This is a genomic window from Paraburkholderia lycopersici (assembly GCF_900096975.1).
Lineage (GTDB): Bacteria > Pseudomonadota > Gammaproteobacteria > Burkholderiales > Burkholderiaceae > Paraburkholderia > Paraburkholderia lycopersici.
The window spans coordinates 51,161-74,907 of sequence record NZ_FMYQ01000022.1 but is presented as its reverse complement, the minus strand read 5'-3'; the positions used below and the strand labels follow the sequence as shown (position 1 = coordinate 74,907).

The 23,747-nt window shown below is 61.9% G+C and carries 25 protein-coding genes and 5 pseudogenes; 17 read left to right on the top strand and 13 right to left on the bottom strand.

Going from position 1 to position 23,747, the window contains the following annotated elements:
- Positions 1 to 44: 44 nt before the first annotated feature.
- From BLU17_RS22015 to BLU17_RS22000, 4 genes are all read left to right on the top strand, one after another.
- The gene (locus BLU17_RS22015) at positions 45 to 932 is read left to right on the top strand and encodes an alpha/beta fold hydrolase (protein WP_092001358.1); all 888 of its coding nucleotides are present in this window, start codon (positions 45 to 47) and stop codon (positions 930 to 932) included.
- Positions 933 to 1,127: 195 nt separating this feature from the next.
- Positions 1,128 to 1,652, top strand: coding sequence for an adenylyl-sulfate kinase (gene cysC, locus BLU17_RS22010; RefSeq protein WP_092001220.1), 525 nt, complete (start codon positions 1,128 to 1,130; stop codon positions 1,650 to 1,652).
- Between the two features lie 20 nt (positions 1,653 to 1,672).
- Positions 1,673 to 2,521, top strand: coding sequence for a 2OG-Fe(II) oxygenase (locus tag BLU17_RS22005; RefSeq protein ID WP_092001356.1), 849 nt, complete (start codon positions 1,673 to 1,675; stop codon positions 2,519 to 2,521).
- Between the two features lie 22 nt (positions 2,522 to 2,543).
- Positions 2,544 to 2,723 carry a hypothetical protein gene (locus BLU17_RS22000; RefSeq protein WP_092001217.1) on the top strand — a complete coding sequence of 60 codons (180 nt, stop codon included), beginning with the start codon at positions 2,544 to 2,546 and terminating at the stop codon, positions 2,721 to 2,723.
- A 20-nt stretch (positions 2,724 to 2,743) separates the two neighbouring features.
- On the opposite strand, the gene BLU17_RS33895 is transcribed toward BLU17_RS22000, so the two are convergent.
- Complete coding sequence (locus BLU17_RS33895) at positions 2,744 to 2,986, bottom strand: integrase core domain-containing protein (protein WP_245746971.1); 243 nt, start codon at positions 2,984 to 2,986, stop codon at positions 2,744 to 2,746.
- Between BLU17_RS33895 and BLU17_RS21990 the strand changes: the two are divergent.
- Positions 2,893 to 3,240, top strand: a pseudogene (locus tag BLU17_RS21990) (IS66 family transposase); the annotation flags it as partial. The gene BLU17_RS33895 and the pseudogene BLU17_RS21990 overlap by 94 nt on opposite strands.
- Before the next feature lie 12 nt (positions 3,241 to 3,252).
- Here the strand turns inward: BLU17_RS21990 and BLU17_RS21985 are convergent.
- On the bottom strand, positions 3,253 to 3,900 hold the full coding sequence (locus tag BLU17_RS21985; protein WP_092001214.1) for a cation efflux transmembrane domain-containing protein: 648 nt from the start codon (positions 3,898 to 3,900) through the stop codon (positions 3,253 to 3,255).
- 62 nt (positions 3,901 to 3,962) lie between these two features.
- On the opposite strand from BLU17_RS21985, the gene BLU17_RS21980 reads away from it, so the two are divergent.
- Positions 3,963 to 4,391 carry a MerR family transcriptional regulator gene (locus tag BLU17_RS21980; RefSeq protein ID WP_092001212.1) on the top strand — a complete coding sequence of 143 codons (429 nt, stop codon included), beginning with the start codon at positions 3,963 to 3,965 and terminating at the stop codon, positions 4,389 to 4,391.
- An 11-nt stretch (positions 4,392 to 4,402) separates the two neighbouring features.
- A pseudogene (locus BLU17_RS21975) lies at positions 4,403 to 4,630 on the top strand (helix-turn-helix domain-containing protein); the annotation flags it as partial.
- Between the two features lie 282 nt (positions 4,631 to 4,912).
- On the opposite strand, the gene BLU17_RS21970 reads toward BLU17_RS21975, so the two are convergent.
- Positions 4,913 to 5,818, bottom strand: coding sequence for a LysR family transcriptional regulator (locus BLU17_RS21970; protein ID WP_092001209.1), 906 nt, complete (start codon positions 5,816 to 5,818; stop codon positions 4,913 to 4,915).
- A 116-nt stretch (positions 5,819 to 5,934) separates the two neighbouring features.
- Between BLU17_RS21970 and BLU17_RS21965 the strand changes: the two genes are divergently transcribed.
- The 4 genes and pseudogenes from BLU17_RS21965 to BLU17_RS21950 form a co-directional block, all read left to right on the top strand.
- The gene (locus BLU17_RS21965; protein WP_092001206.1) at positions 5,935 to 6,525 is read left to right on the top strand and encodes a flavodoxin family protein; all 591 of its coding nucleotides are present in this window, start codon (positions 5,935 to 5,937) and stop codon (positions 6,523 to 6,525) included.
- 72 nt (positions 6,526 to 6,597) lie between these two features.
- Positions 6,598 to 7,653, top strand: a complete 1,056-nt coding sequence (locus BLU17_RS21960) for an aldo/keto reductase (protein WP_092001203.1) — start codon at positions 6,598 to 6,600, stop codon at positions 7,651 to 7,653.
- Positions 7,654 to 7,748: 95 nt separating this feature from the next.
- A complete protein-coding gene (locus BLU17_RS21955) occupies positions 7,749 to 8,039 on the top strand; it encodes a DUF1330 domain-containing protein (protein WP_092001200.1) in 291 nt (96 codons plus the stop codon).
- 536 nt (positions 8,040 to 8,575) lie between these two features.
- Positions 8,576 to 8,936: pseudogene (locus BLU17_RS21950) on the top strand (aminotransferase class III-fold pyridoxal phosphate-dependent enzyme); the annotation flags it as partial.
- Positions 8,937 to 9,114: 178 nt separating this feature from the next.
- Here the strand turns inward: BLU17_RS21950 and BLU17_RS21945 are convergent.
- Entirely contained in the window at positions 9,115 to 10,314 is a 1,200-nt protein-coding gene (locus BLU17_RS21945; protein WP_092001197.1) for an amidohydrolase family protein, read from the bottom strand.
- Between the two features lie 26 nt (positions 10,315 to 10,340).
- Entirely contained in the window at positions 10,341 to 10,919 is a 579-nt protein-coding gene (locus BLU17_RS21940; RefSeq protein ID WP_092001194.1) for an amino acid synthesis family protein, read from the bottom strand.
- 134 nt (positions 10,920 to 11,053) lie between these two features.
- Between BLU17_RS21940 and BLU17_RS21935 the strand changes: the two genes are divergently transcribed.
- Both BLU17_RS21935 and BLU17_RS21930 read left to right on the top strand, forming a co-directional pair.
- Complete coding sequence (locus BLU17_RS21935; RefSeq protein ID WP_092001190.1) at positions 11,054 to 11,713, top strand: DUF4286 family protein; 660 nt, start codon at positions 11,054 to 11,056, stop codon at positions 11,711 to 11,713.
- Between the two features lie 142 nt (positions 11,714 to 11,855).
- Positions 11,856 to 12,983: an FCD domain-containing protein gene (locus BLU17_RS21930; RefSeq protein WP_092001187.1), complete on the top strand. Its 1,128-nt coding sequence runs from the start codon at positions 11,856 to 11,858 to the stop codon at positions 12,981 to 12,983.
- Positions 12,984 to 13,002: 19 nt separating this feature from the next.
- Here BLU17_RS21930 and BLU17_RS21925 read toward each other — a convergent pair whose 3' ends face one another.
- The 5 genes from BLU17_RS21925 to BLU17_RS21905 form a co-directional block, all read right to left on the bottom strand.
- The gene (locus BLU17_RS21925; RefSeq protein ID WP_092001184.1) at positions 13,003 to 13,635 is read right to left on the bottom strand and encodes a MarR family winged helix-turn-helix transcriptional regulator; all 633 of its coding nucleotides are present in this window, start codon (positions 13,633 to 13,635) and stop codon (positions 13,003 to 13,005) included.
- Between the two features lie 65 nt (positions 13,636 to 13,700).
- Positions 13,701 to 15,323 (bottom strand): 4-hydroxyphenylacetate 3-hydroxylase family protein, encoded by a 1,623-nt coding sequence (locus BLU17_RS21920; protein ID WP_176929167.1) that lies wholly within the window; start codon positions 15,321 to 15,323, stop codon positions 13,701 to 13,703.
- On the bottom strand, positions 15,212 to 15,661 hold the full coding sequence (locus BLU17_RS21915; RefSeq protein ID WP_176929166.1) for a flavin reductase family protein: 450 nt from the start codon (positions 15,659 to 15,661) through the stop codon (positions 15,212 to 15,214). Before BLU17_RS21915 ends, BLU17_RS21920 begins: the two co-directional genes overlap by 112 nt.
- A gap of 347 nt (positions 15,662 to 16,008) precedes the next feature.
- A complete protein-coding gene (locus BLU17_RS21910) occupies positions 16,009 to 17,085 on the bottom strand; it encodes a porin (protein WP_092001175.1) in 1,077 nt (358 codons plus the stop codon).
- Positions 17,086 to 17,131: 46 nt separating this feature from the next.
- Entirely contained in the window at positions 17,132 to 18,397 is a 1,266-nt protein-coding gene (locus BLU17_RS21905) for an MFS transporter (protein WP_176929165.1), read from the bottom strand.
- 430 nt (positions 18,398 to 18,827) lie between these two features.
- Here BLU17_RS21905 and tnpA point away from each other — a divergent pair, with 430 nt between their 5' ends.
- The 4 genes and pseudogenes from tnpA (at position 18,828) to BLU17_RS33890 (ending at position 20,028) form a co-directional block, all read left to right on the top strand.
- A complete protein-coding gene (gene tnpA / locus BLU17_RS21900) occupies positions 18,828 to 19,301 on the top strand; it encodes an IS66-like element accessory protein TnpA (RefSeq protein ID WP_092001169.1) in 474 nt (157 codons plus the stop codon).
- A complete protein-coding gene (gene tnpB, locus BLU17_RS21895) occupies positions 19,301 to 19,654 on the top strand; it encodes an IS66 family insertion sequence element accessory protein TnpB (protein ID WP_176929164.1) in 354 nt (117 codons plus the stop codon). The genes tnpA and tnpB overlap by 1 nt, the downstream gene beginning before the upstream one ends.
- A gap of 82 nt (positions 19,655 to 19,736) precedes the next feature.
- Positions 19,737 to 19,826 (top strand): annotated as a pseudogene (locus tag BLU17_RS34585) (hypothetical protein); the annotation flags it as partial.
- A 4-nt stretch (positions 19,827 to 19,830) separates the two neighbouring features.
- Positions 19,831 to 20,028 (top strand): hypothetical protein, encoded by a 198-nt coding sequence (locus BLU17_RS33890; RefSeq protein WP_245746967.1) that lies wholly within the window; start codon positions 19,831 to 19,833, stop codon positions 20,026 to 20,028.
- Positions 20,029 to 20,680: 652 nt separating this feature from the next.
- Here BLU17_RS33890 and BLU17_RS21885 read toward each other — a convergent pair.
- The 3 genes and pseudogenes from BLU17_RS21885 to BLU17_RS21875 all read right to left on the bottom strand — a co-directional run.
- Positions 20,681 to 21,221, bottom strand: a pseudogene (locus BLU17_RS21885) (dioxygenase family protein); the annotation flags it as partial.
- A 305-nt stretch (positions 21,222 to 21,526) separates the two neighbouring features.
- Positions 21,527 to 22,525 carry a 3-hydroxybutyryl-CoA dehydrogenase gene (locus tag BLU17_RS21880; protein ID WP_092001160.1) on the bottom strand — a complete coding sequence of 333 codons (999 nt, stop codon included), beginning with the start codon at positions 22,523 to 22,525 and terminating at the stop codon, positions 21,527 to 21,529.
- Positions 22,522 to 23,625 (bottom strand): NAD/NADP-dependent octopine/nopaline dehydrogenase family protein, encoded by a 1,104-nt coding sequence (locus BLU17_RS21875; RefSeq protein ID WP_092001158.1) that lies wholly within the window; start codon positions 23,623 to 23,625, stop codon positions 22,522 to 22,524. The genes BLU17_RS21880 and BLU17_RS21875 overlap by 4 nt, the downstream gene beginning before the upstream one ends.
- Between the last annotated feature and the right edge of the window lie 122 nt (positions 23,626 to 23,747).

The window sequence follows — 23,747 nt, the reverse complement described above, 5'->3', positions numbered from 1 at the left end:
GGGTCGCCACCTGGCCGGCGTCGAAACTCGCCGTCGCGGATGCCATGTACGAACGGCGCGAGCCGGGGCGGTTGTCGCGCTGTCGCCGCCGCTGCGTCGCCGTCGCCGCGTACCTGCTGCTGACGGCCGCATTCGCCGGCTGCGCCTCGCTGGACCGGAACGCTCATGCCGATGCGCTGGCCGCGCCGGTGGGGCTGCACCGGCAGCAGATCGACACCGGCAATTTCGTGCTGACGACGTTTTCGCGCATCACGCGGCCCGACGAGCCGATCGACCTCTATATCGAAGGCGACGGGCTGGCGTGGATTTCGCGCAGCGAGCCTTCGCTGGACCCGACGCCGCGCGACGCGACCGGGCTCGCGCTCGCGGCGGCGGACCCCGCGCCGAACGTCGCATACGTGGCGCGTCCGTGCCAGTTCACGCCGATGGAACAGAATCCGCGCTGCGGCGTGCCGTACTGGACGGGCAGGCGCTTCGCGCCCGACGTCGTGGCGTCGATGAACGACGCGGTGAGCCAGTTTGCTGCGCGGGCGCCGGGGCAGCCCATCAACCTGATCGGCTATTCGGGCGGCGGCGCGCTGGCGGTGCTGGTCGCGGCGCGCCGCACCGATGTCGCGTCGATCAGGACCGTGGCAGGCAATCTCGACGACGAGTTCGTCAACCGGCTGCATCACGTTTCGCCGATGCCGGAGTCGGAGAATCCCATCGACTTCGCGGACCGGGTTGCGTCCATCGCGCAGGTGCATTTCAGCGGCGCAGGCGATACGGTCGTGCCGCCGGAAGTGGCGCAGCGCTTCGTGGCGGCGGCCGGAGAACGCTGTGCGCAGGCGCGCACGGTGGCCGATGTGAGCCACGATGGCGACTGGAGCGCGTACTGGCCTCGCTTGCTGACGATCTCGCCGCGCTGTTCCGGCGAGCCCCATGGACAGTGAGCCGCGCGCGGATGTCCTCGCCGGGCGATTTGCCGGAGGACTCGTCGCGCACGGAGCCGACGCGGCAGATGTTCCGGCGATGGCCGGCATCGGTCGTCGTGCTGCGACCGGCTGCAAGCGGCTGCGAGCAGCTTGCCTTGCCGTGTTCCGGCTGGTGGTGGCGTATCCCCGTGATGAACTTCCTGGTGTGACAACATGAAAAATCAACCGGCCACGCTGTGGCTGACCGGCCTGAGCGCCGCAGGCAAGACGACTCTGGCACAGGCGCTCGCGGAGCGTCTCGCCGCCATGGGCGCGGCCTGTCAGGTACTCGACGGCGACGTCGTGCGCAAGGAATTGAGCCGCGATCTGGGGTTTTCGAAGGCGGATCGAAGCGAGAACATCCGGCGCGTGGCGGACCGCTGCAGGCAGATCAACGACGCCGGAACGTGGGCCATCGCCGCGCTGATTTCGCCGTACCGCGACGATCGCGAGCGGGCGCGCCGGACCGTGGGAGAAGGCCGCTTCTTCGAGGTATATCTGGCAACGCCGCTCGCCGTATGCGAGGCGCGCGACCCGAAGGGACTGTATCGCCGCGCACGTGCGGGCGATCTCGCGAATTTCACCGGCATCAGCGACCCGTATGAGGAACCGCTGAGCCCCGACCTGCGGCTGGACACGGTGGCGCTCTCCGTCGCCGGGTGCGTCGACGCGACGATGGATTTGATGCAACGCCGCTGATGCCCGGGGAGACGATACCGATGCTGACAGTCGATGCGAACTGGGAAGCCTGGCTGGCCACCAACGTGACCCGCGGATGTACTGCCGAGTCGATGGCGGCCGCGATGGTGCAGGCCGGCTTCGACCCGGCTGCGGCCGATTCGGCCGTGCGTCGCGCGGTGGGCGGTGCGGTCGCCGACGACCGGGCCGTCACGACGGACTCCGCGCCATATCGTTACGATCCGGCGCCGGTCCCGGCGGGGAACCTCGTCCGTGCGTTCGATCGCGACGTTCCCGTGCTGATGCGCTGCGAGCGGCCGCAGATCGTGATCTTCGGCGACGTGTTCTCCGCCGCCGAGTGCGACGAATTGATCGAGCGTTCGCGGCACCGGCTCCAGCGCAATACCACGATCAATCCCGAGACAGGCGCGGAAGACGTGATCCGGAACCGGACCAGCGAGGGAACGTGGTTTTCGCGCGGCGAGGATGCGTTCATCGAACGGCTCGACCGGCGGATCGCGTGTCTGATGAACTGGCCGGTGGAGAACGGCGAAGGGCTGCAGATATTGCACTATGGTCCCGGCGCCGAGTATCGGTCGCATTTCGATTATTTCCCGCCGGAGCAGAGCGGCAGCACGGTTCAACTGGCACATGGCGGTCAACGGGTGGCGACGCTCGTCATCTACCTGAACGATGTGCCGGAAGGGGGCGAAACGGTATTCCCCGACGCGGGCATTTCGGTCGCGGGCAGGAAAGGAAACGCGGTTTATTTCCGCTATATGAACGGGATGCGCCAGCTCGACCCGTTGAGCTTGCATGCCGGGGCGCCGGTGCGTCGCGGGGAGAAGTGGATTGCGACGCGGTGGATGCGCGAGCGCGCGCATCGATGAAGCTGGAGCGCGGCAGCGGCCGATGTGGCGACGGCGGTCCGGAATCGCGTCTTCCGGATTCGCTTCTTTTCAGGCGGCTGTCTGCGATCTCGCCACGTCGCTCGGCAATACGTCGCTCGAACTGCGCGGGGGCGTGACGACGAAGTGGACGAAGAACATCGCCACCTGTCTCCCGGTAAGCTACGTCACGAAACTGCAATGACCCAGCGACACCTGCACAGGTTAAGCAGCTAAAGCGAATGCCTCAGCCGGGGTTTTCATCTTCAGCGCCTGGTGGGGCCGTCGATGGTTGTAGAACTGGATCCAGTCGGCGATCGCGCGGCCGGCGTGCTGCAGGGTTTCAAAGCGGTGACGGTGTACGCATTGCTCCCGTCGTGCCGTCGAGTCTGCTCGGCAAGGCCCCGCTGTACATGCGCGGACAATGGCCCAAGCTGGTTCGCTACATCGAGAACGGTAACTGGCCAATCTCGAACCACCTGTGCGAAAACGCGATCAGGCCGTTCGTCGTCGGTCGCCAGGGCTGGCTGTTCGCGGATTCTGTAGCCGGTGCGCATGCCAGCGCCAATCTCGACTCAATCGTCGAAAGCTGCAAGGCGAACGGCATTGATCCATATCGCTATCTGCGCTGGCTGTTCGAGATGTTGCCAAAGGCAACGAACGTCGGCGAATACGCCGCGCTGCTTCCATGGCGTCTACCTGGTACGCCTCGAGCGGGATAACAGAGGCATGAATTATGACTTTACTGCTGCCTCACATCGCCCGGCGCCGTCGCGCAATTCGACTCTCGACTGACGCATGATATGCACTGCAGAGGTCAGTGCCAAGGTCGACATGATTGCAGCAACGATCAGGTCAGGCCACGCAGATCCGGTTCCTAATACGCCGAGTGCTGCAAACAGAACCGCGACGTTCCCAAGCACATCGTTGCGGGTACAGAGCCAGACGCTGCGCATGTTGCTGTCTCCTTTCCGATACCGAAACAGCAGCGCCGCTACGACACCGTTCGCCAGGAGCGCGCAGATTCCGACAACGCTCATCGTAGGCACGCGTGGCGAACTGCCAGCGTTGACATGCCAGCATGCCATGCCCAGTACCCAGATGCCGAACACCAACATACTGGCGGCCTTGAGCCGCGAAGCCTGGGCGCGAACGCCCACACTCATACCTAGCACGAAGAGACTGATCCCGTAGTTGGCTGCGTCGCCGAGAAAGTCTAGCGAATCCGCCAGCAGTGAGACGGATCGCCCGCGAAAGCCTGACAATACCTCGACTGCGAACATAAGGAAATTGATGGCCAATGCGACCCAGAGCAGTTTGCGATAGCCTTCGCCTGGCCGAATTGGGCCATCCGCGCAGTGGTCACAACAATGTCCGGGCATGCGCCCTCCAGTAGATGCCGAAAGAGGTATCCTGAACCCTGTAGCTACTACAGGGTCAAGCCATGACCGTCATCTATCCCATAGGTACGCTGAGCGAGCTCTCCGGCGTCAATATCGAAACGATTCGCTACTACGAAAAAGTCGGACTGCTACCGGCCGCGAGTCGCGCGGGCAACGGATATCGACAGTACGATGATGCCTCCGTCGAACGTCTCGCATTCGTTCGGCGCGGACGCGAACTAGGCTTCACGATCGATGAGATTCGCGGGCTGCTCGCGCTCGCGCATCACCCCGATCAACCTTGCTCGAATGCAGACCGCATGACCCGCAGTCACCTTGAGGCTATAGAGGGCAAGATCCGGGATCTGCAGCGTATGCGACGCGCGCTGCGGCAGGTCGTCGACTGCCGCGGTCAGACGGCGGAGCATTGCCAACTTCTCAGGGCTCTTGGCGCGTCGAAACCACAATTGCGATCAGCGAGGCGTCGTTGAACGACCGCTTACGTTTCATCGCGGAGACTGGAATGAGTTTCGCGCGATGGCGTCAGCAGGCAAGACTCCTACGCGCTCTGGAACTTGCTGCGGATGGCGTCAGTGTGACGGCCACCGCGTTGGAGCCTGGTTACGACAACGTCAGCGCGTTCATCGATATGTTCAGGCGAGCGACAGGGGACACGCCGGGACGCTACAAGGCCGACAAAGCGGCGACCCGACCGGCGCGGCTCCGTTAGCAGGCGAGCGCGGTTGAACGGTGCAAAGGAAGCTTGCCGGATTGATCGCTCCAGAGCTGCTTGCACTCGCTTGTCGCTGCGGACGTCGGCCGAATTCTGGAAGTGGTCTCCGAGGCGGCGCCGTCCGAACAGCCGCGTCTGGCCCGGCTGACCCGATGGCCCGAGGCAGCAGTCGGCCAATTTCTGCCGCTCGGCTACGCTCTGCCGCTGACGCTCCAACGGCTGCTATGCTCCGGACACCTGACAATTGTCCGCTGCCCATTGTGCCGCTACACCTACCGGTTAATCAAAATAGGGCTCCAATACCCTCTCGATCCAATTCATGAAGGCCCGGACTCGTTGCGACAAGTTACGCCGATGGGCCACGACGAGCGACGCGGCAAGGGGATCAGGACGTAGGCCGGGAAGAACCTCCACTAGCGCGCCCCGTTCGATGTGATGCGCGAGCGCCGAATATCCCGCCTGGATCAACCCAATGCCCGCAAGTGCGGCTGCATGATAGGTCTGCACACTGTTGACTTGCATCGCACCTGGCAGCGGAAGCGACGCATAGCCGTCGCCGTCTGGATATTCCCATCCGGCAAGCTTGCCGCCGAGTGTGCGCGTGTAGTGAATCATCTGGTGCCCCTGGGTGCGCAGATCGTCGAGCGTGTGCGGTATGCCGTACCGTGCCAGATAGCTCGGGCTCGCCGCATTGATCATGCGCAACTTGCCAAGCGGTCGGGCAATCAGCGTCTCGTCGACGATCGGGCCCAGACGAACCACGCAATCGAACCCTTCCTGGACGAGATCAACACGCCGATCAGTGCTGGACAGTTCCAGTTCCAGCTCTGGATGCGCCGCCAACAGTCGCGGTAGTGCGGGAACCACAACGCTTTGCGCCAACTCGGTCGGCATGTCGACTCGCAATTTCCCTCGTAGCGGTGTGCCGTTACGCACAAACATCGATTGCAATTCTTCTAATTCGGCCAGCAGGTCGCGTGCGCGTGAATAGAAGGCGCGTCCATCTTCAGTGAGTTGCACACTTCGCGTGGTCCGATGCAGGAGGGTGACCCCCACATCTCGCTCAAGCCCACGGATCACCATAGAGACACGTCCCTTCTGGATACCGAGGCTTTCGGCCGCACGCGTGAAGCTCGTCATTTCAGCGACACGGGCAAAAATCAGAAGTGCGTCAAGGTTTCGCATTGTTCACCCGAGGAGTAACAGAACGTTATGTTTAACATCATTTATAGCTCAATTGCGACTCAGTAGACTAGCTTCCCATGTCGTCCACAGGACAACCTGAACGAAAGGGAGCAACCATGAATCAACACAGGTCGCCGGTTAGAACGGTCGTCGTTTACCACTCTGGCTATGGCCATACCGAGCGTATGGCAACAGCTATCGCCGAAGGCGCTGACGCCGCACTCGTTGCGATCGACACCGAGGGAAACCTTGCCGAGGATGCTTGGGAGACGCTCGCCGGCGCGGATGCGATCATGTTTGGCTCGCCGACCTACATGGGCGGCCCCAGCTGGCAGTTCAAGAAGTTCGCGGACGCATCCTCGAAGCCCTGGTTCGAAGGCGGGTGGCAAAACAAGATCTTTGGCGGCTTTACCAATAGCGCGAGTATCAACGGCGACAAGCTCAATACGCTCGAATACTTCTTCCTTCTCGCTGGGCAGCACAGCGGCATCTGGGTCAGCATGGATATCAAGCCGGCAAACGTGAAAGCCTCAATGCGTGACGACCTGAATCGCATGGGCTCCTACATCGCGCCGATGGCCCAGACACCTGCCGATGCGTCGCCTGAAGAGATGTCGCCAGGAGACCTCGAGACGGCCCGCCGCTATGGCGCACGCGTCGCGATGATCGCCGGACAGTTTCGGTCCGGAAGATCTCAAAGCAGCTGAAATCCTGGCGTGCGAGACGCGACAGACCTGATGCCGCCGCATCTCATCCGGCGAATCCTGAAGGGAACTGCCATGAAATATAAGCAACTTGGCCGCACCGGCCTGTATGTCTCCGAGCTGTGCCTCGGCACGATGACTATGGGTGGCAATGCTGACGCCGGCATGTGGACGGCCATCGGCGCACTCGGTCAGGACGAGGCGAACCAGCTGATCGCCCGCGCGCTTGCTGCGGGAATCAACTTCATCGACACTGCCGACATTTATTCCTTTGGCCACTCTGAACGCGTCGTCGGACAGGCGCTGAGAGACATCGGAGTGCCGCGCAACGAGATAGTACTGGCTACGAAGACTGCTGGCGTGATGGGTCCGAAACCCAACGACCAGGGGGCGTCGCGCGGCCATATCATGGATTCTGTGCAGAGAAGCCTGGAACGGCTCCAGGTCGACCATATTGACCTTTACCAGATTCACGCCAGCGATCCTGTCACGCCGATCGAAGAGACACTGCGCGCCCTCGACGATCTCACGCGGCAGGGGCTAGTCCGTTATGTCGGAGTCTCGAATTGGCGCGCAGGCAAGATCGGTAAGGCCCTCGGGCTGAGTGCAGCGCTTCACGCCACGCGCTTCGAGACACTCCAGGCCTTCTATTCGATCGCCGGACGTGACGTGGAGCGCGAACTGGTGCCACTAGTTATCGAGGAGCGGATGGGGCTGCTTGTCTGGTCGCCCCTCGCCGGCGGATTGCTTTCCGGGAAGTTTGGCCCCGGGGCACCAACCGAAGAAGGTTCGCGACGCAGCAATTTTGACTTTCCGCCGGTTGATCTTGATCGGGCTTGGCCGTGCGTTGCAGAGATGCGCGCCATCGCCGACGCGCGCGGTGTCTCGGTCGCCCGGATCGCGCTCGCCTGGTTACTCACCAAGCCGCATGTCACGAGCGTCATTATCGGCGCTAAACGGGTCGAACAGCTCGAAGATAATCTCGGCGCGGTCGATGTCGTTCTTACCGAGGAGGAGCTTGCGCGTCTTGAAGCCGTGAGTGCTCTGCCTCCCTACTATCCCGGCTGGATGATCGATCATCAGGACGCGAGCAGGCTCCCCCTACCTTTCAGGCCGGTCGCGTCGAATTAGAACCGGCTACTGCACACCAATCGCTTCGACGTGGGCGGCTGTAAGCACCCGCCCCGCGTTGAATTGAATGCGCCCACTACAAAAGAGAGATAGACATGCCAAAAGGTTATCTGATCGCACACGTCAGCATCTCGGATGCAACTGCTTACGCCGCCTATGCAAAAGCCGCTGGCGATGCAATGAAAAATTTCAGCCCGAAGGTCATTGCGTCGTCGGGACAGTATGAAAACCTCGAAGGCGAGGCCCACGAGCGGCATGTGGTTTTTGAGTTTGATTCGTTCGCCGAGGCAAAGCGTTTCTACGAGAGCCCCGAATACCAGGCGGCCAAGGCGCTCCGCGCCGGGGCAGCGACCGGTACCTTTGTCATTCTCGAAGGGACTTCATAACTCTGAGCGCGAAGCGCTCAAACACTTGACCCCTCGCTTTGATCTGGTGCCAGGCATATTCGCGAATCCCGGCCGCCCTCATTGGGGGCGACACAGTTTGCGAAAGCGAGTACTCAAGTTTATCGACGCATACCTTGCGATGCCCAACTATTGCGCCGAACGTCGACTGGCCTATGCGACCGGACGAGCGGCTCTTGGACCTTGGAAGCTGCCGTTGAAAATGTGCGGGATCGGCGGGCCGTAATGGGTCGCTTTATGCCCTTTGCATGAGAGGCCACGTCCGCAGCAATCGTTGCACTCAGTCGTCGGGCGGTACGCGGCCAGGAGGCGTCATTCGTCGCGGCTACCGGTTGGACATTCGTGCGGCGGCTTCGCTCCGTAAACGGCCGTGCGCCCACCAACGATGCGCGTCACGTTATCGGCCGCACTGGCCACCGCTGGCCGATCATTGCCTGGCCGCTTTGGACGGTAGCTTACGCGTTCAGTCACGAGTACCTTCGACCTTTTTGCGGACTGTTCTCGCTCTCCATGGCAGTCTCGAACGCGAGAACCTTGCCGGCAACGCTGCGGAAATCGGCGCGTATTTCGGCCAGCAGTTGCACGCGGCGTTCGACAACCATCCGCTCGTCGGCGAGGTGCGCAGCGTCGGGATGCTCGCGGCGCTCGAATTCATGGCCGACAGGGAAGCGCGCAAGCCGTTCGACGCGGCATTGAAGATCGGGCCGCAGGTATCGGCGGCGGCGCTGCGTCGCGATCGCGCGCGCAATGCCGCACGGCGACATTCTCGGCTTTGCGCCGCCGCTCGCGATGACGCGCGCGGAAGCGGACGAGATCGTCGGTATCGCGAAGGCTGCGGTCGACGAGGTCGCGGAACGCACGCTCGCTGTCGCCGGGTGACGAGTGGGTAGCGGGTTTGCGAAGGCAAGCCCGCTGCGCCGCAGCCCGCGATAGCGTCTCGACGTGGAAGCGTCGCATTCGGGGGCTTAAAACGACAGGAGCCCCCCGTGCGGAGCCCGTGTTCTTCGTGATCCGTATCGGGCGTGTATCCAACACGCCCGATTGCTTCAGACGGGAATCAATGCTTGGCCGCGGCAAAGTCCTGCACGACGCGGGATACCGCCACGCGAACGTTCTTTTCCGAGGCCGGCGTATTGCGGCTTCTGCCGATGAAGCGCGGTACGCCGTCGGTAATCACGCCGGCGACTGCCGCGATGTCGCCGTTGGCCAGCGCGCCGAGTGCCGTTCGCTGGGTGCCGCCGACGCAGGCGTCCAGAATGACGACGTCCGCATCCTTGCCGACCTGCAGGAAACCCGAGTTGATGCCGTAGGTGCGGGCATTGTTGCCGGTGGCGGCGCAGATGGCCATTTCCGGCGCCATGCGCCGCCCGAGACTGGCGAGGTGGGTGATCGTGTACATCATGCCGAGCGGCATGATCCCGCTGCCGGTGGGGGTGTCCGTCGCGATCAGGTAGCGATCGAACTGGTCCGCATCGACGGCCATGTCGGCGATCTTCAGCAGCGTGCGCAGATTGCCTGCCGTGCACACCTGCATGGCGATCTGGCTTTCGTTCAGAATGCGATCGAAGTCGCCGTCGGGCATGGCGACCGGGCCGCCGTTGATGTGGAACGAGACATGCGGCTGCATGGCGAGCAGGTGGTCGGCCCAGATCCCCGACGACCCCGGGATGGAAGAGCCGCCCGTGTGCACGGTCGTGATCATCCCGCATTCCCGCGCCCAGGCGACCATCGGCGCGTAGTCGAACGGCGACTTGACGCCTCCGAAGCCGGCTTTCGCAAGCCATACGCCCTGGTCGGCCACGTCCCTCAGGTCCTGCTGCGTCAGTCCCGGTTCGAGGATGATGGAACCGGCGAATACCCTCATGCCGCCCGGACGGTAATGCTGAAAGCAACGTTGCGCCGCGACGGCCAGCGCCTTGACGCCGGCCGGATCGGTGGGGCGCCCCGGAACGTGAACCTCGGACGCGCTGATCGACGTCGTCGTGCCGCCGTGCAGGTAGCTTTCGAGAAAGCCGACCGTTTTCTGGCGCGGCGTGTAGTCGCCGAAGGTGTTGTGCACCTGCGAGTCGATCAAGCCGGGAATGGCCGTTGCCCCGTCGGCATCGACGACGACGTCGCAGTCTTTCAGATCGTCGTCGGACAGTGTCCCGATCTTCTTGATGATGCCTTCTTCCATCAGGATGCCGTCGCCTTGTGCGAACGGTTCGCGCCATTCGCCGGTGACGATCGTCTTGAGGTTCACGATTGCGGTTTTCATGCGTGTCTTGCTCCGTTCAGAAAGGATCAGTAGAGGCCGTCTTCGCCCTTGATTTCATCGGCCTGCAGGCCGCCGACGCGCGCGCCGATACGGCCGCGGTTCGCGACGCAGAACATCACGGCGACTTCATCGGGCTTCGGGCCTTCCGGAATCGCCACGGTCATGCCGTCGTAGTGCGAGCGCACGTACAGCGCGTCCTTGTGCGCCATCGGCACGTCGACCGACGTGCCGGCTGCCGCCACTTTCACGAACGACTGGAACCACGCCTTGCCGCCGCCGGCTGCCTTGCGCAGCGGCTCCGCAAATACGCTGGTGAGCAGCGCGGCGGCATGTTCCTGTTCGCCGGCGATGCCGACGAGCGCACCCTTGCCGTAGCTTTGAATCCGGTACGGGGCCATCGTTTCGACGGCGAGTTTCGCCAGTTGCTCGCCGATCGGCACGCTTGCGTCGATCATTTCGGAAAGGTCGTCGACCTGCTGGCCGGCATAGGGATTCTTGATGACGGCGACCACCGCGACCTTGCGCAGCGTTTGCTCATCCTTGTACTTGCCGCCCGGCAGATGATTTTCGACGAAGGTGTGAACGGCCTTGACCTGCAAATCCATGCTGACTACTCCAGTGTATCGGCGAGCCGAGTGGTGGTTGGTAACAATGAAATGACGTGTTGCCAAACTTTATGATCGTCGTACAATCATGTCAACGCAAAAATAAATGAACCTTAACCGCTGGAGTGCGCGATATGTTCGGCAAGACCATCCTGTTTTCTGAAATGATTCCCGATTCGGCCTGGGAAGCCGATTTCAATGAGTGGTACGACACCGAGCACATTCCCGTGCGTATGCGAGCGCCCGGCTTCGTCGGCGCGCAGCGCTATCACGGCGTGGATTCTCCGGCCTATCTTGCCGTGTACGAAATGGAGTCGCCGGCTGCACTCGCGACGCCGGAATACAAGGAGATCAAGGGGAGTCCGTCGGACCGCACGAGGAAGATGCTCAACGGCGTGACGGGTTTTACCCGATACATCGGGGTCGAGTCGGGTCATTGGGACGCACCTGCCGGCGCGGTCAACGATGCGCCCGTGCTATATGCCGTGTTCTTCGAAGTGCCGCCGCAGCATGCGGACGAATTCGATCGCTGGTACGTCGAGGATCACATCCCCACGCTGATGAAGTGCGAGGACTGGCTGAAAGTGCGTCGTTTTGAAATCGTCGATGGAGAGCCGGGTAAGTACACGCACCTGGCGCTGCATTACCTGGCATCCACGGCTGCGTTGTCTTCGCCTGAACGGGACGAGGCGCGGCGGTCCCCCTGGCGGGCCAGACTGGCTGCGCAAGACTGGTTCAAGGGGCATTACGTCGTTTTTGAAAAGCATGGGCAACGTTTCAAGGCAGCCCTTTAACGGCTGTCTTTCGACGATTGTCTTTCCCGCACGCCGTAGCGCGGACTCGGGTGTGCTACGATGGCGCCGGTAAATCCATTTCAAAAAAAGCGGGCATGTCCTTGCGTGCCCCGCTTCGCAATGTCCGGAGCGGATTACAGGTATGACGCTCGATATCAAGATTACTCCGCAAACGGTTCTGCTACAGACGACGCTGAAGCTTCGCGAGGCCATCATGCAGGGGCACTTTGCGCCGGGGGAGCGGCTGGTCGAGCTTTCGCTCTGCGAGCGCATGGGGGTCAGCCGCACGACGATCCGCGAGGCGCTCCGGCGTCTGGAATCGGAACGGCTGATCACGAATAAACCTAATCGCGGACCGTCGGTTGCGGTAATCACGCAGAAAGAGGCCGACCACATTTACCACGTCAGAAAATTGCTCGAGGGCGAGGCCGCCGCGTTGTTCGCGGAACGGGCGACGCCCGTCGAGGTCGATCTGCTCCAGCGGGCACTCGATGATTTCGAGGCTGCGGTGGTGCAGGATTCGGCGATCGGCCGGGTGAGTTCGACGAGCGAGTTTTACGAAATCATTTTGAAAGGATGCGGCAATCCGATCATTCATGAGGTGATTGCTTCCCTGCTTGCGCGGATCAACGTGCTGCGGGCGAAGTCCATGTCGGCGCCGGGGCGGGCGCGGATCAGTGCGGCGGAAATGCGCCGGATGATGACCGCCATTCAGCAGCGCAATGCGCCGGCCGCCCGTATGGCTGCAGAGGCGCATGTGATTGCCGCCCGGGATGCAATCAGGGCCGCATGGGGGAAGAATACGGACGAGCCCGATTCGGGCGCGGACATCGTTCTCGATGGCGAGGCCGAGTCCCTGCCGGAATCCGCGAACCATCCTCCGGTGGTCCCCGTCGTGGGCGACGAACTATGGGCGAAAATTGAAACGATTTTGCCGCCCGTTGCTCCGCGTCGCCGCCAGTATCCCGGTCGCAAGCCAACACCCGACCGGTTTGCGTTGCTTGGGATTATCTATGTGCTCGGCAACCGGATCAGCTGGAACCACTTGCCGGCCGATCTCGGCTGCGGATCGGGCGTGAGCTGCTGGCGGCGCATGAAGAACTGGCAAGAGGCTGGGGTATGGCCAAAAGTCGAGCGCCTACTGGTGCAGGCCGGCTTGCTGCCTCGCGGCAGCCCGGCCAAACCCAGGGCGGAGATCGGGGAACCGGGTCCCGCTACGTGGAAGACGGACATCGCCGGCCCGTTGCGCAGATCTGCGAAGCGCGATTGACCGATGTTACGGGCCGGCTTTACAGGCCGATGTAGAACATCATCATGTAGATGACCATTTCCCGCTCGCTATCCGAGAGCTGTTTGGTGAAATATTCGACGTGCACGCGTACCGCATCGTCTATCGTGCATAGCAGTTTCACGCCGTTGCTGGTGATGCCGATGAAGTTCGATCGCAAGTCGTCCTCGCACGGAATGCGTTCGGCGTAGCCCTTGGCAATGAGTGTGCTGGAAACACTCGAGGCGAACGCCTGCGAAATATCCATGCGCGCAGCGAGTTCCTTCACGCGCAGCCGGCCGTCCTGGCTCCCGTATATCTGGATCAGGCTCTGGTGGTGAATGGCGTCGAGGCCATGTTCTTTTGCGTGCTCTTCGATGATGCGAAACACCTTGCGCAGGACATACCGCGCATTGGCGACTCCACTGAAATACAGGTGTTTTTCGGCGGTTTCGCGTGCATCCCTGATTGCCTTCAGGCTGAATGAGCGAGCAAGAGGCGCGAGCGAATCGGACATGATCGGGAAAGTGGTAACGATTTTTAAATCATACAGTTTTTGATGGAAGAGGGCTTTGCCGACCGACTCGCGAGCCACCGGACAGCGCCCTTCGTCATTGCGGTCGCGCCCCGACCCGTTCGATGTCGGGTTGCTCATAGGCGCGCGACCGGCTATGGCAGCCGTCGTGCCGGGAGCCGCATCCGGCACGACGATGGTCCGGGTTAGCCCAATGCGAGAACGTTGTCCACGAGCTGCTTGGCGCGGCCGAAGTCATAGGCGCGGGCCATGTTCTGCTTGACGAGGAAGGATGCCCCGCCATAGAACTTTTCATATTGCTGGTGGCGGCCCGCAAACTCCGTTCCGATTACGTCCCATGCCATCTTCAGAAGTGCGACGCGCTTGCGCGAGGACGCATTCGGCGAACTGACGTACCGTTCGAGGTCGGCGGCGGTTTCGGGATTCTCGTAATCGTGCACGGAAGAGGGCAGCATGATCATCGAACCGCCACTCAGCTCGCGAACGATATCTACCATCTTCGGGTTCAGTTGCGACTGCAGCGACATGACCGAGTAGAGCGCCTGTTTCGACGGCCACGCAATGCCGTCTTCGTCGATATAGCTTTGCGTTTCCTGGGCGAGCACCATGGATTCGACGATGGTGGCGATGGCCGCCATTTCCCCCATCTGGACCTGCACCGGCGGCAGGGCGTCGTTGCCCGTCAGTTCGTTGATGTGCTTCGTCAGGCCGAGCATGAAACGCAGCTTGGTCGCATAGCGCGTCTGGGCCTGATGGTTGCCGTACGAGTGCGACGGCGCTTTCCACCACTGATCCCAGCAGATCTGGCGATTACGATAGATGAACACGTTTTCCCACGGGACGAACACGTCGTCCAGCACCAGCAGCGCATCGGTTTCGTCGAAGCGGCTCGACAGCGGATAGTCGAACGTGCTCGTGGCGTTCGAGGCAAACGAGCGGCGCGAGTAAATCTTCACCCCGGGCGCATTGACCGGAATCATGACGCCGTTTGCGTAGGCGTCGTCTCCGGGCGTCAGCGGGTGGATGCAACTGAGGTACACGTAGTCGGCAAGGGCTGCGCCTGTCGCAAGTTGCTGCGCGCCGCGCAACACGATGCCGTCATCGCGCTCCTTCACGACGCCGGCATACAGCGTCGGATCCGATTGCTGATGCGCCGGTTTGCTGCGATCGATCTGCGGCGGAACGATGGCGTAGGTCGCATACAGGGAGTTGTCGCGGGCATATTGGTAAAACCGCGATACGTTTTTTGCGAAATGATCGCCGGCGGAGCCGAACAGGGCGGGCTTCGCTGCGAATCCGGCCAGGAAACTGCCCACATGGTCGGGCGAACGGCCCATCAGCCCACATGTCGATTCCGCCCATTTTTCGGCGGCGCGGCGTCGTTCGCCGAGTTCCGCTGCCGAACGCGGGATCTGAAAGCAGCGAAGTGCCTGCGTTCCGGTTTCGGTCGTGTAGGTCATGACCTCGCGATTTTCCGGGGCGGCGGCAATGTCGTAGAGGTGAGCGATGGACCGCGTTGCTCCGCAGAATGCCGGGTGCGTGGTCACGTCGCCGACGACTTCTCCGTCAATGAAAACACGGCGACCATCGTTCTTGATGCTCGCAAGATATTCGCTGCCTGTGCGCATGTGGGGTTTCTCCGTGGACGAATGCAAATACGACTTTTCCCTGGATGAGGGACCAGGGATTGAGGGGATTACTGCGGATCGAGTTTTCTGTGATCGGCCGCCGCGAGGTGCTCGAAACGGCCGTTGACGTAAACAAGGGGATGAGGGTTTTCGTTGGTTTCGATGTTCTGGACATCGCAAATCACGATCGCATGGGTTCCATACGGGAAAACGTCGGCGACCGTGCATTCGAGCGCCGCGACGGCCTCGGAAAATCTCGGGGCGCCATTGCTGCCTTCGACCCATTGAAGACGATCGAGCGGGTCGTCCGATGGCCTTGCGCCGCCAAACATCATCGCAATGTCTTCGTGTCCGGCTCCGAGAAAATTCACCGTGAGCGCGCCGCTCTGGCCGACGAGCCGGAACATTTCCCCGGACATGTTGATGCAGGCCAGAACCCTCGGAGGTTCCGCCGAAAGCGAACAGACGGCCGTTGCGGTCATGCCGCGCTTTTCGTCGCCGGTTGCCGTCGTCAGCACGGTCACTCCTCCGACAAGAAGCCGCATTGCATTCCTGAATTTTTCAGTATTCCTATTCATATGGTGGGCTCCGTGTTCCTGCTGGATGTAGATGGAACTGATCTGAGGAGCATGTTCGGGCGGACAAATATATTTGTCAACTATATTTGTTTTGTTTTATATATGCCCCGGCAAAGCGTCCGCCGGTGCGGCCGGCGAGTGGCCGCACCGGCGCGCGCGCAGCGGCCTGCGGTCGGTCCGGCTACCGGAATGAATGCGGCTTTGAGGAGAGCGGGAGAAGAAAAAGGCCCTCCGTGTCTGGTCGCCGATGGAGCAGACGTGGCAGGCCTCGGTGGGGCGAACGGGGATCAGAAGAAGTGGTGAACGCCTACGCGAATGGCTGTCTGGTTCGGGCTGTTGGACGGCGCGAGCAGCGGGATCGCGGCATTGCCGAACCCGTCGGCATGTTCATAGGTTACCTGAGCATAAACCAGCGTTCGGCGGGAGAGCTGGTGGAGGTCGCCGACGCCGATGTTTTCATATCGCGTGCCGCTCAGCCAGGACAGGTAGCCGCCGACGGCGATCGTATTGGCATGGGTGACGTGGATGTCGGCCCCGAGTTCTGCCGTTCTCATCCTGGCTTCCCCGGCTTCGGCGTCCAGATTGACCTGTGTCAGCACGCCGTGCAGGTCGAGATGAGGGCTGGCCGAATAGAAGGCGGATAACCCAATGATGTTCTGGTCCTTCGCCAGGAACAGTTTGCCGCTGGTCAGTTGCTGGCCGAGAAAGCTCGTGTAGCCCAGTTGCGTGGCCAGATCGATGGAGTGATTGCGCCATCCGCTATAGACGGCCGCGACTCGCAGAGGGCCGCTCTTATACGTGATATCCGCACTGATGACGCGCCCCAATTGCGTCGTTCCGTCGCCGAATCCATAGAGGAATGCCGCTGACAACCCGTGATAGGACGGCGTGGCGTATTTGATCGAGTTGTTGATCGAGTCGCCGCGGATGCCCAGGTTGTCGAGGTTGGCGGGGTGGAACGCATAGAAGGTGTATTGCACCGCGCCGTTTGCGTTGACGCGGTTGACTTCCGCATTCAGGTCGAGTTGTCTGCCGAGGGTCAGCGTGCCGTAGTCGCTGGACAGGCCTACCCACGAGAAGTGACTGAACGCCTCGCCGGCGATGGTGCCCGCGCCGGTGCTCGAAAGAAAACCGTTTTGCAGGGCGAAGATGGCCTTCAGGTGGTTGCCGAGGTCTTCCGTGCCGCGAATGCCGTAGAAGTCGGGAACCGCGACCGGGCCGACCGTGGCCGTGCCATGCCCTTTGGCGTTCGTATTGTAGGTAATGCCTTCATCGATACTGCCGTACATCGAAACGCTGCTTTGCGCATGTGCCATGCCGGTAGCGAGCAGGAAAAGCATTGAAGAAGTGACGGTTTTTTTCATGTAGGACCCCTATGGAACGATTATGTTTTCACGTCATCCGGCTGGATCAGCCGCCTTGCCTTGCTTCTCCCCTGATCAGGGTGGCCATGCCTGCCGAGCCGATCAGCGCGGCCACGGGCAGGATAGTCAGGCCGATGTCGAAGCTCCCGCTGCTCTGTATCAGCGCGCCGATGACGAGGGGCGAGAACGCCGAGATCACGTTTCCAAGACCGTTATGCACGCCGACACCCGCAGCAACGGCCCGGGCCGGAAGGATCCGAAGCGCCAGGGCGAACTGCGGCGGCAGGCCGGCGCCCCAGAATAAGGAACTGGTGGCGACCAGCATGGCGGCCGCCTGGGGATCGGGCATCTGGATGACGAGCCACATCGAGACGCCGGCAAGAAGAAAGGAGCCGGCGCATACGAGCGCGCGTCGTTTCAGCTTGTCGGACAGCCAGGAACTCAGCACCATGCCGAGGAACATCGTGACGAACGGCAGCCACGCATAAACGCCGGATTTATGAAGATCGAAATGGCGGGCGCGAACCAGATAGCTCGGCAGCCAGCTGTTCAGTCCCCACAGATAGATCAGCGCGCAGGTGTTGAAGAGCGTCAGCATCCAGAAGCGCCAGTCCTTGATGAACTGCAGGACTTTCTGCATGTACGGTTCGTGATCCACCGCTGCCGCGGACGCCGGGGCGACGGCGGTCTCGGGGCGGTCCTTGATCAGGAAGAGCACGAGCGGCAGCACGACCAGCAGATTCAGCGCCGCATAAAACATGAACGACGAGCGCCACCCGTATGCGGCGACGATATGCAGGGTCAGGGCAAAGCCGATGGCGGAGCCGAGCGGGCTGCCGACCAGCCACATCGCGTTTGCCCTTGCCTGTTCTTCCGGGGGAAACCACTGTTTGACCAGCTTGTTGGTCAGCGAGAACTGGGGGCCTTCGGCCATACCGAGCAGCGCGCGATAAAACAGCATGGCGGTGAAGCTGCTCGTCGAGCCAATCAGGAGCATCGACACGCCCCAGATCACGGCACCGACGGTGATGGAGCGCTTTGCGCCGAACACGTCGCCGACGAACCCGAACAGCACGCCGGAAATGCCGTAGGCAAAAACGAAGACGGTCATCAGCAGCCCCATCTTCGCGGCGCCCATGCCGCCGCCTACTTCATTTTGAAATGAATGATCGGTGAACAGAATGGCGATGCTGATGCGGTCGAAGAATGCCGACAGAACGGCAATGAACAGCACGCCCGCGATAAGCCAGCGTCGGGGACTGGCCGGAGAGGCCGAGGTAAGCCCCCGTGTCAGGGTTGATGGTTCAGACATGTGCATCGCAACTCCGTACGTGAAATGGCTGTCCGGTCGCTCCCCGTCGAAGGAGCCATGTAGCCGTTAAATAAATTGTCTTACAGTCGTACTGTTTACTATTAAAAAATGATCGTCAACAGGAAAAAATTCCTGCCGCATGGCTGGACTCGTCGCTGGGCCCCTCGGAAGGGGGCGATGGGCGGGCACGAGGCAGAGGGAAAGAGGGGAGCAGACAGGTGGCGAAGCGCAGCGGGGCGGGCTCCGTCCGGGTCGAGAAACCCGGGGTTGGTGTTGTGGGGGACTGGGCGCGAGGAAGCCGTGCCGGCTATCGGGTCTCCAGAGCAGCCGACAACGCCGTCTGAAAGTCAGCGCCAGTTTCCGCCCACCTAACTTCCGTGTTTGAGAAGGTCCACGATTGCGTCCGCAACCCAACTTGCGGACGCAATCCATGACCAAGGATGACCTGACCTTTTTGCCCTTACGGGTGACGCGCGTTGGTGTCGGCGGCAAGCGCAGCTTCGATCCAGCGGGCAAGCGACGGCTGATCGAGGCCTGCCGGCAACCGGGCGCATCGCTGCCTGGCCTGGCCCTGAAGGCTGGAGTGAACGCCAACCAGTTGCACAAATGGGTTCGGCAGCACGAACGCTCAAATACCCCGGTGAGAAACGGCGTGGCGTGCGGGTCATCGGCCTTCGTGCCGGTCGTCGTCGCGAACGATGGTCCGGCGCCGGTGCCAGTGCTGGCAGCGGCACCTGCTGCGCGGCCCGTACCAGAACGGGAACCATCGCGTCTGTCGCCGCGATCAACGACGTCGGCGCGGCTGTCGGCGCAGTTGCCCAACGGCGTAAAGCTCGAGCTCGAATGCGCGGGAGGCGATGCCGAACTGGTGGCCGCAATGGTTACCGCATTGGGAGCGTGCTGATGTTTCGCTTTGAGGCCGACCTGAAGGTATTCCTGCATCGGGAGCCAATCGACTTCCGGGCCGGTATCAACAATCTGGTGATGCTGGTCGAGCAGTCGATGCAGCTCGATCCGTTCGCACGCTCGGTGTTTGCCTTCCATAACCGCAAACGCAACCGGGTTAAGTTGCTGCCGTACGAGCGCACCGGTTTCTGGCTGATGTTGCGTCGCCTTGAGGAAGATCGCTTCGTCTGGCCACGCCGGCAGCAGGCGGTGATCGAACTGACGACCGAACAGCGGCACTGGCTGATCGAGGGCATCGACGTTGATGCAGTGCGCCGCCATCCGGTACGGCCGTACCGTCACGCGAGCTGAACGCCGGGCGTTGCCAGTAAACAACGGCTCGAGGAGCCGTTACAAATTGACGTAAACCCACTGCACGCAGCAGTCCGCTATCGTGAGGCGCCTGAACGAAGACGACCTCTCCCGATTGCCGCCGGCGCGTGGCTATCAGATCAATCACAAACGCACGGCGCGCATCATGCGCGAGCATGGCCTTGGCGCGATACGACGACGTCGCTACGTGGCGCACCACTGGCAGCCAGCACGACAACCCTGTCTTCCCGAACCTGTACCGCAACCGCATTCCGGATCGACCTGACCAGGTGTGGGTTGCCGATATCACCTACGTTGCACTGGCGTCCGGCTTTGCGTATCTTGCTGCGATACTCGACGCATGCAGCCATTAGTGGCTCCGGTGGGTCAATTCGGCGTGCACATCAACATCAGTGCCACCAGTTCGCCTGGTCGCATGGTCGCATGGTCGCATGGCCGGCTCCGCAGTTCGCACGAGCCGCCCAGCATGCCAGTGGTCAAGAACACGACATCTGTAAATAGCCAGAACACGACATTAGGATATAGCCGCTACAATCAAAAATGCGATAACTTTGATTATGTAAAATAATATACGAAAGATAAAAGCCCCTTAAGCACAACGCTGGGCGCCGCCGCATGGCCGATGGCCTTGGGCACTGCAAGGTGCCGTCTATTCGAACACGCGCTTTCGCAATCTTGGCGACCTTTCTTCCTGCCCCAATCCGCGTGGTCTGATTGGCGTTTATCAGAAAGCTTCGACGCGGATTCGACCGGCAACGCCGCCGTGGCGACCATCAATGGCCCCTTCGCATTAGCGGACGACAAACAGGCGATCATCCGTATGGGCATGCGCCACGAGTTCCGATACGGCTTCGCCGCGCGGGGCGTATGGTGGAACACCGACGCCTCACGCGGCGAAGCTTCGAACGAAGGATTGACTTTTTTCCCTTCGCTTCAAGGTACGGCGATGCGCCGCCCTCCTGGACAGCTACGCCATCTCTGTGGCCGTGGCCCAGGCGCGGAAGCGTCCTTGTACGTGTCGGCTTTCAGGCCGATCGCCGTACCGCCGGTCTTTTCGGCTACGTGCGGAATCAGTTCTTCGCGCGTCGCGTAGGCGAAGTCATCCCAGATCAGCGGGTCGCCTTCGATATTGAATTGCGTGGTCAGCTTGCGGCTGCTTTCCGAGGTCACGAAGAAGTGCACGTGCGCCGGGCGGTTGCCATGGCGGCCGAGCCCGTTCAACAGTTGCTGCGTTGCGCCCTGCGGCGGGCAGCCGTAGCCCACCGGCATGAGCGTGCGGAATTCATACTTGCCGTCTGCCCCCCGTCCTGACGGCGCCGCGCAGGTTGAAATCGTCCTGCGCGCCGGTCGGGTCGAAGTGCGAATAGAAGCCCTTCGAGTTGGCGTGCCAGCATTCCACCAGGGCGCCAGCGCGCGGCTTGCCTTCAAGGTCGGTGACCGTGCCGTGAATGACGGGCGGACCGGCATCCGCGTCCGCGTTGATGTCGATTCACGAAACGCTCTTGCGCACCGGGGCGCCCGCAACGTAAAGCGGTCTTTCGATCGTACACAACGGCGTGACCGTTATCTTCATGTACGGAAAAAGTGGCAACCAGCATCAGGGTTTGCCCATACATCGTGGCGACGGATAGCTTGTGAGGGCGAATCGTCGGCGGATCTACGAGGCGGGTTTCGATACGTTCGCCCATCGCTCAATTAATTAATATTCCAAACTAAATTCGCTTAGCAGAGTGGTGAGTTCCTCTATGATTTCGTGAGGCAGTGTACGTAGATTCAAACCACAGGTATAAGACCGGCGCCATATCTGGCAAATCAATCATATATGGCGCCCATCATCCATGGTATAGATTTTCATGCTGCCGAGTTATAGCGCGGCGCCAGCCGAAGATGCTCGAGCAATTGCCCGAACTCGCCGAGCCGGCGCTTCACGTAGGCGGGCACTTCGACATCCGCGTAATCGTAGAACCCCCTGCCGTCGCGTATGCCGTCGCGCCCTTCTTCCATGTGCCGAGAAACGATGGCGGCCGGTTCGAAGCGCTGACCGATTTCCTTCGCCAGGTAATGCGACGCGTAATAAAGAATGTCGCAACCGCCCCAGTCGATAAACTCGAGCAGTCCAAGGATCGAGAATCGCAAGCCAAAGCCCGTGCGCACAGCCGTGTCGATGTCGTGCGCGCTCGCCACGCCCTCTTCCACCATGCGCGCCGCTTCGTTCATGACGAGCGCCTGAAGGCGCGGCACGATATAACCCGCCGATGGCGCGCACTCGACGGGCACCTTCCCCACGCAGCGCAGCAGTTCTTTGAGCCGCGCGACAACCGCGTCGTCCGTTATGCCGCTGCGGCTGATTTCGACGAGCGGCATCAGATGCGCTGGATTGAGCCAGTGCGCGTTGACGAGCCGTTCTGGATGCGTGACCGCCTTTTGCAGTTCGGTGACGAGAAACGTCGACGTCGTGGACGCAATCGTCGCCGCGTCAGCGATATGCCCGCACAGCCAGGCGAATGCCGCCTCCTTTGCCGCCATGACTTCGGGCACGGCCTCGAACACCACCTCGCAGCCGGCCAGCGCGACCTCGGCGCCCGCGCGGTCGAGCACCTCGACACGTGCGAGCGCTTGCGCTGCCTCGTGCGCATTGATGCGCCCGAAATCGACCTGTGTCTGCAAGTGGCGGTCGATCTCGCCGAGCGCCGCCGCCGCGAACTCCGCGCGCGCGGGCGCGGCTCGTTCCTTGAAGTCGATGAGCGTCACGCTCAATCCTGCGAAGGCGAACGCGAGGGCGATGCCCTGCCCCATGCGTCCCGCACCGAGCACGTGAATATGCTTCACGTCGGCGGCGCTGTGCGTCATGCGAGCCCCCGTGCCAGCAGTTCGCGCATGGCCTCGCGCGAGAGCGAGGCCAGCCCGAGGCTCTCGAGCGTGCGTCCCTCAGCGTACAGATCGCGCTCCGACACGACGCTCGCCACGCTCAGCAACCCTTGCGCCACCGGCGTGGGCATGCCCGCCCAGCGCCCGACTGACACGATGAACGAGAGACCGAGCCGCGTGTCTTCCAGCATGTAGCGATGTGCCTTCAGGTCGATGCTCTCCCGCCAGTCGCCGCTGTCCGTGAGCTTGCCGTGCGCGCCTCGCCCATACATCCATTCCTCGCCTTCGCTCGCGTAGTGATCGGCGAGCGGAAAGTGCGGCGCACCGTATCCCAGCGCCTCGCGCACGGCCACTCGCTCCGCGTCGAGCGCATTCGTCACGCGGCGAATCGACGGCTGCGTGCCTTCGTTGTGGATGTCCCACGCTTCGAAATGTTCGAGCGGCCCGGCATTCATCATAATGAGCGGCGGATGAATCACCGGCCCGGCGTTCATCAGCGCGCCGCTTAGCGCATCCTCGGTCGGCTCGACGCTGGGGTAACCCGCCTTGAGCAACGGAAACGCCCAGCCCGCCGCATTCGCAGGAAACACGCCAGTGGGCAGGCGCGTCGCGTAGGCACTGATGACCACGTCGTTCTCACCGTGGCGGCGGACGAGATACGGCAGCGTGCCCGTTTCCGCGAACGCCACGCGCGCGCGGTTGCCCGCGTCGGCCATTGCCTTCGCAAACACGTAGCTGCCGAACGTGCCGGGCGGCAGATAGACCACTTGCCCGTCCGCGAGGAGCGGTGCAAGCTGGCGTGCCAGCGATTCGTGCGTCGTAGACGGCAGCGGAATGACGATCAGTTGCGCCTCGCGCACCGCACTGCCGAGACCGTCGACGAGGCGAATCTCGCCGCGCGCCTCCCCTACGGGCACGCGACGCTTGCCGCGCCAGTCCTGTACGTTCAACACGCCCAGTTCGCGCAGACGCACGCATGCCGCGGTATCACGCCGCCACCATGTCACGTCGTGGCCTTTTTCGAGCATGTCGATCGCTGCCGCAAAGCATCCGTGGCCGCCACCCAGTACGCTAACCTTCATTGTTCGCCTCCTTGTGCAATTGCTTGAGCATTAGCTGGCGTTCAGATTAAAGGGACCGCCTGCACACTGCGCTTCAACACGCGCAAACGCTGTTCAACTCCGGCAACGCAATGGTTGGCGGC